The sequence below is a fragment of the Mycobacterium sp. genome (assembly GCF_032161845.1).
Classification (GTDB): Bacteria; Actinomycetota; Actinomycetes; order Mycobacteriales; family Mycobacteriaceae; genus Mycobacterium.
In genome coordinates, this window is record NZ_JAVRQA010000216.1 from 25,869 (window position 1) to 37,987 (window position 12,119).

13 protein-coding genes are annotated in these 12,119 nt (G+C 65.5%); 8 read left to right on the plus strand and 5 right to left on the minus strand.

Annotation, left to right across the window (positions count from 1 at the left end; genetic code table 11):
* Positions 1–8 precede the first annotated feature (8 nt).
* From pe to QOD90_RS12615, 4 genes are all read left to right on the plus strand, one after another.
* Positions 9–1,151, plus strand: a complete 1,143-nt coding sequence (pe, locus tag QOD90_RS12600; RefSeq protein ID WP_526350116.1) for an acyltransferase PE — start codon at positions 9–11, stop codon at positions 1,149–1,151.
* Positions 1,148–2,890 carry a fatty-acid--AMP ligase gene (locus QOD90_RS12605; RefSeq protein ID WP_526350118.1) on the plus strand — a complete coding sequence of 581 codons (1,743 nt, stop codon included), beginning with the start codon at positions 1,148–1,150 and terminating at the stop codon, positions 2,888–2,890. The genes pe and QOD90_RS12605 overlap by 4 nt, the downstream gene beginning before the upstream one ends.
* Before the next feature lie 31 nt (positions 2,891–2,921).
* Complete coding sequence (locus QOD90_RS12610) at positions 2,922–3,566, plus strand: GAP family protein (protein ID WP_526350120.1); 645 nt, start codon at positions 2,922–2,924, stop codon at positions 3,564–3,566.
* A gap of 69 nt (positions 3,567–3,635) precedes the next feature.
* Positions 3,636–4,130 (plus strand): flavin reductase family protein, encoded by a 495-nt coding sequence (locus tag QOD90_RS12615; RefSeq protein WP_526350122.1) that lies wholly within the window; start codon positions 3,636–3,638, stop codon positions 4,128–4,130.
* Positions 4,131–4,142: 12 nt separating this feature from the next.
* On the opposite strand, the gene QOD90_RS12620 is transcribed toward QOD90_RS12615, so the two are convergent.
* Positions 4,143–4,304: a hypothetical protein gene (locus tag QOD90_RS12620; RefSeq protein WP_526350123.1), complete on the minus strand. Its 162-nt coding sequence runs from the start codon at positions 4,302–4,304 to the stop codon at positions 4,143–4,145.
* A 150-nt stretch (positions 4,305–4,454) separates the two neighbouring features.
* Between QOD90_RS12620 and QOD90_RS12625 the strand changes: the two genes are divergently transcribed.
* Entirely contained in the window at positions 4,455–4,751 is a 297-nt protein-coding gene (locus QOD90_RS12625) for a hypothetical protein (RefSeq protein ID WP_526350125.1), read from the plus strand.
* A 7-nt stretch (positions 4,752–4,758) separates the two neighbouring features.
* Here the strand turns inward: QOD90_RS12625 and QOD90_RS12630 are convergent, their stop codons facing one another.
* Genes QOD90_RS12630 through QOD90_RS12645 form a run of 4 tightly spaced genes read right to left on the minus strand, consistent with a single transcriptional unit; the run spans position 4,759 to position 8,631 of the window.
* Positions 4,759–5,508, minus strand: a complete 750-nt coding sequence (locus QOD90_RS12630) for a succinate dehydrogenase/fumarate reductase iron-sulfur subunit (protein ID WP_526350127.1) — start codon at positions 5,506–5,508, stop codon at positions 4,759–4,761.
* Position 5,509: 1 nt separating this feature from the next.
* On the minus strand, positions 5,510–7,426 hold the full coding sequence (locus QOD90_RS12635; RefSeq protein ID WP_526350129.1) for a fumarate reductase/succinate dehydrogenase flavoprotein subunit: 1,917 nt from the start codon (positions 7,424–7,426) through the stop codon (positions 5,510–5,512).
* Positions 7,427–7,473: 47 nt separating this feature from the next.
* Complete coding sequence (gene sdhC, locus QOD90_RS12640) at positions 7,474–8,295, minus strand: succinate dehydrogenase subunit SdhC (RefSeq protein ID WP_526350131.1); 822 nt, start codon at positions 8,293–8,295, stop codon at positions 7,474–7,476.
* Positions 8,296–8,334: 39 nt separating this feature from the next.
* A complete protein-coding gene (locus QOD90_RS12645; RefSeq protein ID WP_526350133.1) occupies positions 8,335–8,631 on the minus strand; it encodes an Rv0250c family protein in 297 nt (98 codons plus the stop codon).
* 113 nt (positions 8,632–8,744) lie between these two features.
* Between QOD90_RS12645 and QOD90_RS12650 the strand changes: the two genes are divergently transcribed.
* The 3 genes from QOD90_RS12650 to nirB all read left to right on the plus strand — a co-directional run.
* On the plus strand, positions 8,745–9,503 hold the full coding sequence (locus tag QOD90_RS12650) for an isocitrate lyase/PEP mutase family protein (RefSeq protein WP_526350135.1): 759 nt from the start codon (positions 8,745–8,747) through the stop codon (positions 9,501–9,503).
* Positions 9,504–9,618: 115 nt separating this feature from the next.
* Positions 9,619–9,996 (plus strand): hypothetical protein, encoded by a 378-nt coding sequence (locus QOD90_RS12655; RefSeq protein ID WP_526350137.1) that lies wholly within the window; start codon positions 9,619–9,621, stop codon positions 9,994–9,996.
* Between the two features lie 111 nt (positions 9,997–10,107).
* A partial coding sequence (gene nirB, locus QOD90_RS12660) for a nitrite reductase large subunit NirB (RefSeq protein ID WP_526350139.1) occupies positions 10,108–12,119 on the plus strand: 2,012 nt, incomplete at its 3' end.

The following is a 12,119-nucleotide window of genomic DNA, read 5'->3' on the forward strand; positions in this document are numbered from 1 at the left end:
GAGTACGGATGAAGAAACTCCTCGCCACCTCGGCGGTGCTGATAACGGCCGGTCTGACAGGATGTTTCGGCGCCGGGAGCGCGCTGGCCGACGAGGTGCCCGCGCCAAATCCGCCACCGCCAGGGCTGTCGAATCCCGGCACCGCATATGCCCTTGGCGGTGCGCACGTCCTCGGAATTCCCTATGACGAGTACATCCGCCGCACCGGCGAGGACTGGTTCCCCGGCATGAAGCGGACGAAGGTCGACTACCCCGCCGGACAGGTGCAGGGCCACGTGCTGGAACGCCTGTTCCCCGGTATCGGCCCGATCGGCGAGCAGATTCATCCCGGCCTCGGATTGGACGGGACGAGCATCGGGGAGTCGATCGACATCGGAGAGCCGAACCTCGCGGCGGCCATTCGCAACGGCGGCCCAGGGCGGGCGATGGGGTTGTCCGAGGGTGCGCTGGTGCTCGACGCGGTGAAGGCGTCCTTCGCCAATGACCCGACCGCGCCGCCGGCCGATCAGCTGAGCTTCGCCACGTTCGGCGATCCGCTTGCCAAGACGCCCTTCGGCGAGAGTTTCCTGACGCAGAACTTTCCCGTCGGCAGCGTCGTGCCCGCGATGGACTTCCGCATCCCGGCCCCGGTGGAGAGCCAGTACCACACCGACCAGTTCGTCTCCGCCTACGACAGCATCGCCGACTTTCCGGATCGGCCGGACAACCTTTTCGCCCTTGCCAATTCGATCGCCGGCCTGGCTACCGGTCATACCGCGATTGCGTTCACCAAGCCGAGCAACGTGCCACCGCAGAACGTCAGGACGACGGTGAACTCGAGGGGCGGGACGACGACGACGTACCTGGTACCGGAGCAGCATCTGCCGCTGGTGCTGGGCTTCAAGTATCTCGGGGTGCAGGAGGACACGCTGAACCAGCTCGACGCAATCCTGATGCCAAGGGTGAATGCGGGTTACTCGCGGAACGACGACCCGGCGACGGCTCCGATCCAGGTGGATCCGGTGCGCGGCTTCGACCCCCTTGCCGTCACCGCGCCGGCGAACGCGGCGACGTTCGGTGGTGGTGAAGGCGGTGGTGAAGGCGGTGGCGATCCCATTTCGCAGCTCATCAACGGTGTCATGACCGCGCTGCCCAGCGGCCCAGCGCAGTGACCCCTCCGCAGTCGACGATCCTCTCGATGCTGCACGGGCGCGCTAGCCTGCGCCCCGATGACGTGGCATTCACCTTCACCGATTACGGCAACGACCCCGCGGGTGTCTCCGAGAGCCTGACGTGGTCGCAATTGTCCCGCCGCACATTCAATGTGGCCCGCGAGCTCAGCCTTCACGCGTCGGTCGGCGACCGGGCCGTGATCCTGGCTCAGCAGAGCCTGGACTACATTCTGGCCTTCCTGGGATCCATGCAGGCCGGGCTGATCGCGGTACCGCTTCCGTTGCCGCACCGCGGCTCGAGTGATGATCGTGTGAGCGCCGTCTTCGACGACACGTCGCCCGAGGTCGTTCTCACGACCTCCGCGGTCGCTGGCGACGTCGGCGATTATGTCGATCAAGCACGCCTGGACGCTGTGCCGAAGATCGTCGAGATCGATTCGATGAATCTGGACGTCGATCTCGGACCAAGTATCCAGACGGCCGATCTGCCCAGCATCGCCTATCTGCAGTACAGCTCGGGTTCGACCCGGCTGCCAACCGGGGTGATGATCTCGCACCGCAACCTCCAGGTGAATTTCGAGCAGTTGATGCGCATCTACTTCGCGGAGACGAGCTTCAAATCCACACCGGAGACTTTCGTGTCGTGGTTGCCCTTCTACCATGACATGGGTTTGGTGCTTGGCGTTTGCGCGCCCATCCTGAGCGGCGTTCGCGCCGAGCTGACCAGTCCGATTGCGTTCCTGGAGAAGCCGGCCAGATGGCTACGAGCGCTGGCTGAGAATCCAAGTGCGTTTTCGGCCGCGCCCAACTTCGCCTTCGACCTTGCCGCCCGCAAGACCACCGACGGTGACCTCGCCGGGCTGGACCTCGGCGGGGTGGTGGGGATCATCAACGGCGCCGAACGGGTCGAGCCAGCCAGCTTGGAGCGGTTTGTAGATAGGTTCGCGCACTTCAATTTTCGGGACCACATGCTGCGTCCGTCGTACGGCCTGGCGGAGGCGACCGTCTTCGTGGCGGCCGGCACCTGGAATGAGTCATCGCCGGCGACCAGCTTCGACGTCGAAGAGCTGTCCGCGAGCCGCGTTCAGCGGAGTGCGGCTGGCAACGGCACGGCGCTGGTCAAATACAAAGTGCCGCAAGACCCCACGCTGTGCATCGTCGATCCCGACACGAATCGCGAATGCGAGCAGGACGTAGTCGGCGAGATCTGGGTCCATGGCGGCAACGTCGCGGCCGGTTATTGGAGTAGGCCGCCGGAGGAGCAGCGTTGCTTCGGCGCAACGCTGATCGACCCGTCGCTCGGCACGCCGGAGGGACCCTGGCTGCGAACTGGCGACCTGGGTTTCATCTGCGAGGGTGAGCTGTTCATCGTCGGCCGCATCAAGGACCTCGTGATCATTCGTGGTCGCAATCACTATCCCGAGGACATCGAGGCGACGGTTCAGGAGATCACGGGTGGCCGGGTCGCCGCGATATCGGTTCCGGTGAACGGTACCGAGGAGCTGATCGCCGTCATCGAGCTCAAGAAGCGGGGAGATTCGAACGAAGAGGAGACGGGCTGGCTCAGCGGAATCAAGAGCGAGGTCACCTCCGCGATATCCAATGCGCACGGCCTGAATGTCGCAGACCTCGTTCTGGTCCCACCCGGGTCGCTTCCCACCACGACCAGCGGCAAGGTCCGGCGCGCCGCCTGCGTCGAGTCGTACCGCCAGGACCAGTTCACCCGGTTGGACGCCTGAGCCCCTCAGGAAGGATGCGCCGGGAGTGCCGATGTTGGTCACTGTCCTCTTGATGGCCCTTGCCGTCAGCGTCGAACCGTTCCGCATCGGCATGACGGTGCTGATGCTGAACAGACCCCGACCGGCGCTTCAGCTGCTGGCATTCCTATGCGGCGGTTTCGCAATGGGGGTGACGGTGGGCCTCGTCGTGTTGTTCGTGTTCCGACACGCGTTGCTGGGGTCCAGCCACTTCACCTTGCCCAACGTTCAGATTCTGATCGGGTTGCTTGCGCTGGTGGCCGCCGCGGTCGTCGTCATCCATGGCCGACGGAGGTTGCAGCCGACTCGATTGTCAGGGGCGGCCCAGCGATTGCTCAACGGGCCGTCGCTGCTGGTCGCGGGGATTGCCGGGTTCGGTATCGCGTTGCCATCGGTCGACTATCTAGCCGCGCTGGCCGTCATCCTGGCCTCGGGGGCGGCCGCCTCGACCCAGGTCGCGGTGCTGTTGATGTTCAACGTGGTGGCCTTCGCGCTGGTGGAGATACCGTTGCTGGGCTACGTGCTCGCGCCGCAGGCCACGCTGAAGTGGGTCGAGTCACTGCACAACTGGATCCGATCGCGGCGCCGTGTGGACGTGGCGATCGTGCTGGCCGCGGTCGGCTGCGTGTTCCTCGCGATCGGCGTCACCGGGCTCTGAGTGGAGTTGCATTCACGGCGAGCGCCAATCTGGCCGCCGCACCTCGATACGTGTGAAGATGGAGTCGTTATGACCGGCACCGACTTGAGTCCGACATCCCTGCGCGAGGCCTTTGGGCACTTCCCGGCTGGCGTGATCGCGATCGCCGCGGAGGTCGACGGCGTCCGGGTGGGCCTGGCGGCGAGCACCTTCGTCCCGGTGTCTCTGGATCCGCCCCTGGTGTCGTTCTGCGTGCAGAACACCTCGACGACGTGGCCCAAGCTGAAGGATCTGCCGTTCCTCGGCATCAGCGTGCTCGGCGAGTCACACGACGCGGCCGCGAAGTCCCTGGCCGCCAAGACCGGCGACCGGTTCGCCGGTCTGGAGACCCGCTCGTCCGATCGCGGTGCGGTCTTCATTCACGGCACCAGCGTGTGGCTGGAGAGTGCGATCGAGCAACTCGTCCCGGCGGGCGATCACACGATCGTCGTGCTGCGGGTGCACGACATCACGGTGCACGACGACCCCGAGATTCAGGCGCCCATCGTGTTTCACCGCAGTGCGTTCCGCCGCCTAGGCGGTTAGGGCGCCAAGCCGCTACGGACGCGCGCCGAGTTCCTCGCGGTAACCCTGGACGCGCCGGTCCAGCTCTGCCGCATCGTCGGGTCTGCCCTCCTTGCGGGCCAGCTCGGCGCGCGCGGTCAGCTCGCGGATCGCGGTGCGAATGTCGTTGACGCTCTGAGTTTCTCCACCACTCATGGGGCCGCCCTTCATCATTGATTGGCTTCCAAGAGCGTACCCGCCTGCGGCGTAGGTCACACCGCTCATTGCGCAGGTCGTTGTGCAGGCGCTGCGAAGAATCCACGGATACGCCGCAGTGGCGTTACGCCCGCTGCATAGGGTGGCCGAATGATCTTCAGTGAACCGTTCGAGTCAAGCAACGGCACCGTCGTCATCACGGTGTCTCGCCCCGGCTGGCGGGACGGCCCGGCGCGGCCGATCGGCCTGTTCACCGTGACGGCCCAGGGTGCCACGTGGACCCCGGCCGTCGACAGCGGCAGGATCGCCGTCATCGGCGCCTGCACCGGGTTCGCTGCGGCTGTCATCGCCACCGTCGCTGTCTTGCGGCGACCGCCGTGGCCAGAGATGACGGAAATCGTGATGATCGCACTGTCCAAGGAACGGGCCGCTCAGCCCAAGGATTGACCGCTCGCTAGCGCTTGAACAGCTTGTTCCCCAGCCACACGACCGGGTCGTACTTGCGGTCGGCGACGCGTTCCTTCATCGGGATCAGCGCATTGTCGGTGATCTTGATGTGTTCGGGGCAGACCTCGGTGCAGCACTTGGTGATGTTGCAGAGTCCGAGGCCGAAGTCCTCCTGCGCCATGTCCTTGCGATCGACGGTGTCCAGCGGGTGCATGTCCAACTCGGCGATGCGCATGTGGTACCTGGGGCCTGCGAAGTTTTCCTTGTTCTCCTCGTGGTCACGCACCACGTGGCAGACGTTCTGGCACAAGAAGCACTCGATGCACTTGCGGAACTCCTGGCTGCGGTTCACGTCCTCCTGCTGCATGCGGTACTCACCCGGCTGCAGATCCTTCGGCGGCGTGAACGACGGGATCTGGCGCGCCTTCTCGTAGTTGAAGGACACGTCGGTCACCAGGTCGCGCATCACTGGGAAGGTCCGCAGCGGAGTCACGGTGACGGTCTCGTTCTCGTCGAACGTCGACATCCGGGTCATGCACATCAGCCGCGGTCGGCCGTTGACCTCCGCCGAGCACGAACCGCACTTACCTGCCTTGCAGTTCCACCGCACCGCGAGGTCCGGAGTCTGCGTGGCCTGCAGCCGGTGGATGATGTCGAGCACGACCTCGCCGTCGTTGACCTCGACGGTGTAGTCCTTCAGCTCGCCGCCGTCGTCGTCCCCGCGCCAAACCCGCAAGCTCGCGTCATAGGCAGCCATGTCAGCCCTTCCGTTCCGGGTGCTCGGTCAATTCGGCATCGGTGTAGTACTTCTCGAGTTCGGAGAGTTCGAAGACTTCGAGAAGGTCCGGCCGCATCGGTACCTGTGTCTCGGGGACGACGGTGACGCGGGGGACCATCGCTTCGGCCGTGGCAGCCTCGGTGGTCTTGCACACCAGCAACGTGTTGCGCCAGTTGGCGTCCATCGCCGGGTGGTCGTCGCGGGTATGCCCGCCGCGGCTCTCGGTGCGTTGCAGCGCAGCCTTGGCCACGCACTCGCTGACCAGCAGCATGTTGCGCATGTCGATCGCAAGGTGCCAGCCGGGGTTGTACACCCGGCCGCCCTCGACGGCGACGTTCTGCAACCGGCCCCTGAGCTCGTCGAGCTTGGCCAGCGCCTCGTTGATCTCGTCTTCCTTGCGGATGATGCCGACGAGGTCGTTCATCGACTGCTGAAGCTCGGCGTGCAGCGTGTACGGGTTCTCGGGATTCTCGTGTGCGTCGTACGGCGCCAACGCCATCTTGGTGGCTTCGTCGACGGCGGCCTCCGGCGGCTTCGGTCGCTCGGACAGCGCCGCTACGTAGTCGCTGGCGCCCATTCCGGCTCGCCTTCCGAACACCAGCAGGTCCGACAGCGAGTTCCCACCCAGCCGGTTGGAGCCGTGCATGCCACCCGAGCACTCGCCGGCCGCGAACAGGCCGGGGGTCGCTGCCCCGCCGGTGTCGGGATCGACTTCGATGCCGCCCATCACGTAGTGACAGGTCGGGCCGACCTCCATCTCGTCCTTGGTGATGTCGACCTCGGCCAGCTCGATGAACTGGTGGTACATCGACGGCAGACGCCGCTTGATCTCTTCGGTGGGCATCCGCGAGGCGATGTCGAGGTAGACCCCGCCGTGCGGGGTGCCGCGGCCAGCCTTGACCTCGGCGACGATGGCACGAGCGACCTCGTCGCGGGGGAGCAGGTCAGGAGTGCGGCGGGCGGAGTCATTGTCCTTGAGCCACTGGTCGGCTTCCTCCTCGGTCTCGGCGTACTGGCCCTTGAAGACCGGCGGGATGTAGTCGAACATGAACCGCTTGCCGTCGGAGTTCTTCAGCACTCCACCGTCGCCGCGGACGCCCTCGGTGACGAGGATGCCCTTGACCGACAGCGGCCAGACCATCCCGGTCGGGTGGAACTGGATGAACTCCATGTTGATCAGGTTGGATCCGGCCCTCAACGCAAGGGCGTGGCCGTCGCCGGTGTACTCCCAGGAGTTCGACGAGACCTTGAACGACTTGCCGATGCCGCCGGTCGCGAGCACCACCGCGGGGGCGTCGAACAGAATGAAGTTGCCGGTCTCGCGCCAGTAGCCGAACGCGCCCGCGATCCTGTCGCCGTCCTTGATCAGGTCGGTGACCGAACACTCGTGGAAGATCTTGATCCGGTATTCGTAGTCGCCGAATTCCTTGAAGTCGTCCTGCTGCAGCGACACGATCTTCTGTTGCAGCGTGCGGATGATCTCGAGGCCGGTGCGGTCACCGACGTGCGCCAGTCGCGGGTAGGTATGCCCGCCGAAGTTGCGCTGGCTGATCTTGCCGTCCTTGGTGCGGTCGAACAGCGCGCCGTAGCTCTCCAGCTCCCAGACCCTGTCAGGGGCCTCCTGCGCGTGCAGTTCGGCCATCCGCCAGTTGTTCAGGAACTTGCCGCCGCGCATGGTGTCACCGAAGTGCACCTGCCAGGAGTCCTTGGTGTTGACGTTGCGCATCGCCGCGGCGCAGCCCCCCTCGGCCATCACCGTGTGCGCCTTGCCGAACAGCGACTTGGTGACCACCGCGACGCGCAGGCCGCGTTCGCGGGCCTCGATCACGGCACGCAGTCCTGCCCCGCCGGCGCCGATCACGACCACGTCGTATTCGTGCCGTTCGAGTTCAGCCATCTATTTCGTCCTCGCTAGTTCGTGAATGATGTTGTCGGCCAACAGAATCAACCGACGAACCTCAGATCGTTGATCGTGCCGCTGGCGACCAGCATGACGTAGAAGTCGGTGACCATCAGCGTGCCGAGCGTGATCCACGCGTACAGCTTGTGCCGGGTGTTGAGCTTGCTCACCTGGCCCCACAGCCAGTACCGAACGGGGTGCTTGGAGAAGTGCTTGAGCCGTCCGCCTACGACGTGGCGGCAGGAGTGGCACGAGAGTGTGTAGACCCAAAGCATGATCACGTTGATCCAGAGGATCACGTTGCCCAAACCGAATCCGAAACCGGACGGCGATTGCATGGCCTCGATCGCGTCATAGGTGTTGATCACCGAGATGATCCCGGCGATGTAGAAGAAGTACCGGTGGGTGTTCTGGATGATCAGCGGAAGCTTGGTCTCGCCGGTGTACTTCGCGTGGGGCTCGGCCACCGCGCACGCTGTCGGGGACTGCCACACCGAGCGGTAGTAGGCGCCGCGGTAGTAGTAGCAGGTGAGGCGGAAGAGCAGCAGGAATGGCAGCGATGCCGCCGCGTACGGCAGCCACCACACGTCGGGCAGGAACTGGGGCCAGAAGCCGCTGGCCTCCGGCGTGCAGCCGGTGCTGATGCACGGTGAGTAGAACGGTGTGAGGTAGTGGTACTCGGGGACGAAGTAGTTGTCCTGCAGGAACGCGCGGACCGTCGCGTAGATCACGAACGCGGCGAAGCCGAGGTCGGTGATCAGCGGGGACTTCCACCACGCGTCGGTGCGGAGCGTGCGCTGATTGATCTGCGCTCGCGTCGGCGAGAAGACACCTGTGCCGGGGCGGTCGGCGGTGGGTGCGCTCAAGGGTTTGCCCTCACTTCGTCGTGTTTGCGGTTAGCTGGTTCAGCGGGTCCCGCCGAGGCCCTCGTCATCCACGTCCTGCCAGAAGTCGCTGGCGTACTGCGTGTCGGGGATGCCGATCTTCTCGACGGTGTGGTGATGGTGACCTACCCCACGGGCGAGATTCAACTCCTCGGCATCGATGTCGAGCCGGTCGATGTCGTTGAGAATGCGTTCGGCGTCGTTGACTATGCGGCGCATCGCCGTGCTGTCGCCGTAGCGTGATGCCAGTGACGTGACGCAGCGGCGCAAGCCGCCGATCAGCTCGTGTAGCTGGTCGAGTTCGGTGGTTGTGGACAACGGAGTTGACCTCCTTGGGCTGAAGGGTGTCACGATCACGGTACGACAATTGATGCTAGTCACAGGCTGAGTTAAGAGTGAGACAGATCACGTCGAACAGTGGAGGTTGGAGAGTGTCCGAAGAGGTTTTGCGGGAGCGCGCGACGACGTTGAAGGCGCTGCACGTGCCCGGTGATCCGGTGATTCTGCCGACCGTGTGGGACGCCTGGTCGGCGAAGCTGGCGGTCGACGCGGGGTTTGCCGCGCTGACGGTGGGTAGTCATCCGGTCGCCGATTCGGTGGGCAAGGCCGACGGCGAGGGGATGTCCTTCGACGAGCTGACTGCGCGGATCGTCCAGATCACCGGCGCGGTCGACGTGCCGGTCTCGGTCGACGTCGAGTCGGGGTACGGCGAGTCGCCCAAGCGCCTGATCGAGGGGCTGATCTCGGCGGGTGCGGTTGGCCTGAACATCGAGGACACCGTGCACAAGGAGGGCAAGCGGCTGCGGACGCCCGAGGAGCATGCCGCGCTGGTCGGTGAGTTGCGCAAGGCGTCCGACGCGGCGGGCGTGCACGTGGTGATCAACGCCCGCACCGATCTGTTCGTGCGCAACGACGGGGAGGACGCCGATCGCGTCGATCGCGCCATCGCGCGCCTGAAGCTCGCCGCGGACGCCGGCGCCGACAGCCTGTACCCGGTCGGCAGGCACGATCCGGAGACGATGCGCAGGTTGACGACCGAACTTCCGTTGCCGGTCAACGCGATCGCGCTCCCCGATGTGGACGATCCCTCGTCGTTCGGCCCGCTTGGGGTCGGGCGGATCAGTTTCGGCCCGTTCTTCCAGCGCGTCCTGTCCGGGCACGCGGAGACGCTGCTGGCGCGCTGGCGGTGATCACTTGCCCGCCGAGCAGTCCGCAAGCGGCTCCAGCTAAAGCCCCTGCTTCGCGTCGAATGAGGGGCTTATGCGACTGTTCGCGGGGATCGAATTGGCGTCCTAACATCCGTCCGTGGACGACGACTACGAGCGGTGGGACTGGCACGAGCATCCCGGCGTGACATGGGCGGCGGGCGCGGCCGCTGTCGCGCTGATCGCCCTGCTGGTGGTGGCGGTGATCCGGACGTCGGATTCGTCGCAAGAGCCTGCTTTCGTGCCGCCAGAACCCGCCGCGGACACCACGTCGATCTCGGGGTACACGACGTCCTCGTCGTCGACCAGTTACACCCTGCCGAGCGTCCAGACCAGTCAGGACGCCGGTGTTCCCGTCGTCACCGATGGGCCCCTGCCCACCGACGAAGCCACCGTCGGCGACACGACCTCCCCGACGTCGACCACCAACGCCAACCCGTACGGCACCACGACCCCGACCAACGCCGGTCACGTCTGAGTGCTCACAAGCCGGGGCCTCACAGGCTGAATCCAGGCCGGGTGAGCACTACGTGACGGGCGATTCACGCGACGCGACATGATGGCAACCTCGGCTGCCTAGCGTGGCGGCATGGGTTCGCAGAAGCGTGTCGTCGTCGTAGGACACGGCATGGTCGGTCACCGTTTCGTGGAGGCGTTGCGCTCGCGCGATGGTGACGACACCTGGTGGGTGACGGTGCTCGCCGAGGAGCGCGACGCCGCCTATGACCGAGTGGGCCTGACGGGTTACACGGAGCACTGGGACAGAAGCCGACTGGCGTTGCCCGGCAACGACTATGCCGGCGATGACCACGTCGAGCTGATTCTGCGGGACCGCGTGACGCGGATCGACACGGCCACGAAGTACGTGACGACGGTCCTGGGTCGCCGCATCTCGTACGACGCGCTGGTGCTCGCCACAGGCTCGGCCGCCTTCGTCCCGCCGATCCCCGGTCACGATCTGCCGCACTGCCACGTCTACCGCACGCTCGACGACTTGGATGCCATCCGGGCAGGCGCACTGGCTGCCGCCGAGACGAACACCCCGACCGGCGTGGTGATCGGCGGAGGACTGCTCGGCCTCGAGGCCGCGAATGCGCTGCGCGCGTTCGGCCTGAGCACGCACGTCCTCGAAATGTCGCCGCACCTGATGGCGGCCCAGCTCGACCCGGCGGGCGGTGCGCTGCTGAACCGGATGATCCGGAGCCTCGGTATCGAGGTACACACCGGGGTGGCCACGGAGAGTATCCGACCGTCGCAGAAGAACGCCCCGCTTCGGAAGTCCGACACCGACGACTCGGTGCAGCTTTCGCTCAACGACGGAAGCAGCCTGAACGCCGGTTTGGTGGTGTTCGCAGCAGGGGTGCGGCCGCGTGATGAACTCGCTCGCCAAGCCGGACTTGACATCGCACAGCGGGGCGGCGTACTGACCGATCTTTCCTGCGTGACAAGCGATCCCGACATCTACGCGATCGGTGAGGTCGCAGCGATCGACGGGCGTTGTTACGGTTTGGTTGGCCCCGGTTACACCAGTGCGGAGGTCGTCGCCGACCGATTGCTCGGCGGTGCGGCCGAGTTCGGTGAAGCCGACATGTCCACCAAGCTGAAGCTACTGGGTGTCGACGTGGCCAGCTTCGGCGATGCGCAGGGACGGACGCCCAACTGCCTCGACGTCGTTGTCAATGACCCGGTCAAGCAGACCTACGCCAAACTGGTGCTCTCCGACGACGCCAAGACACTTCTCGGCGGCATCCTGGTCGGTGACGCTTCCGCCTACGGTGTGCTGCGTCCGATGGTCGCCAGCGAGCTGCCCGGCGATCCGCTGTCCCTGATCGCACCGGTAGCCGACGGGGCTCCTTCGGGTCTGGGTGTGGGCGCGCTGCCCGACATCGCGCAGATCTGCTCCTGCAACAACGTGACCAAGGGCGACCTCAAGGAGGCCATCTGCGGCGGGTGCACCGACGTCCCGGCCCTGAAGAAGTGCACGCTGGCGGGCACGTCCTGCGGATCCTGCGTCCCACTGCTCAAGCAGCTCCTCGAGGCCGAGGGGGTCGAGCAGTCCAAGGCGCTGTGCGAGCACTTCACCCAGTCACGGGTCGAGCTGTTCGAGATCGTCACCGCGTCGGGCATCCGCACGTTCTCGGGGCTCGCCGCGCGCTACGGCAGCGGATCGGGTTGCGACATCTGCAAACCCGTCGTTGCCTCGATCCTTGCGTCGACCAGTTCGGGACACATCCTCGACGGCGAGGAGGCCTCGCTACAGGACTCCAACGACCACTTCCTTGCCAACATCCAGAAGAACGGCAGTTACTCCGTGGTGCCCAGGGTGCCCGGGGGCGACATCACCCCGGCGCAGCTGATCCTGATCGGCGAGATCGCCAGGGACTTCGGGCTCTACACCAAGATCACCGGCGGTCAGCGCATCGACATGTTCGGTGCGACGGTCGATCAGCTGCCCGAGATCTGGCGCAGGCTGGTCGACGGGGGCATGGAGTCCGGACACGCCTACGGCAAGTCGTTGCGCACGGTGAAGAGCTGCGTCGGCAGCGACTGGTGCCGTTACGGGCAACAGGATTCGGTGCAGATGGCCATCGGTCTCGAGCT

Excerpts from the sequence above, each read along its gene's own strand:
- pe (WP_526350116.1), top strand. The coding sequence starts at position 9 with ATGAAGAAACTCCTCGCCACCTCGGCGGTGCTGATAACGGCCGGTCTG.
- QOD90_RS12610 (WP_526350120.1), top strand. The coding sequence starts at position 2,922 with ATGTTGGTCACTGTCCTCTTGATGGCCCTTGCCGTCAGCGTCGAACCG.
- QOD90_RS12615 (WP_526350122.1), top strand. The coding sequence starts at position 3,636 with ATGACCGGCACCGACTTGAGTCCGACATCCCTGCGCGAGGCCTTTGGG.
- QOD90_RS12620 (WP_526350123.1), bottom strand. The coding sequence starts at position 4,304 with ATGAGTGGTGGAGAAACTCAGAGCGTCAACGACATTCGCACCGCGATC.
- QOD90_RS12625 (WP_526350125.1), top strand. The coding sequence starts at position 4,455 with ATGATCTTCAGTGAACCGTTCGAGTCAAGCAACGGCACCGTCGTCATC.
- QOD90_RS12630 (WP_526350127.1), bottom strand. The coding sequence starts at position 5,508 with ATGGCTGCCTATGACGCGAGCTTGCGGGTTTGGCGCGGGGACGACGAC.
- QOD90_RS12635 (WP_526350129.1), bottom strand. The coding sequence starts at position 7,426 with ATGGCTGAACTCGAACGGCACGAATACGACGTGGTCGTGATCGGCGCC.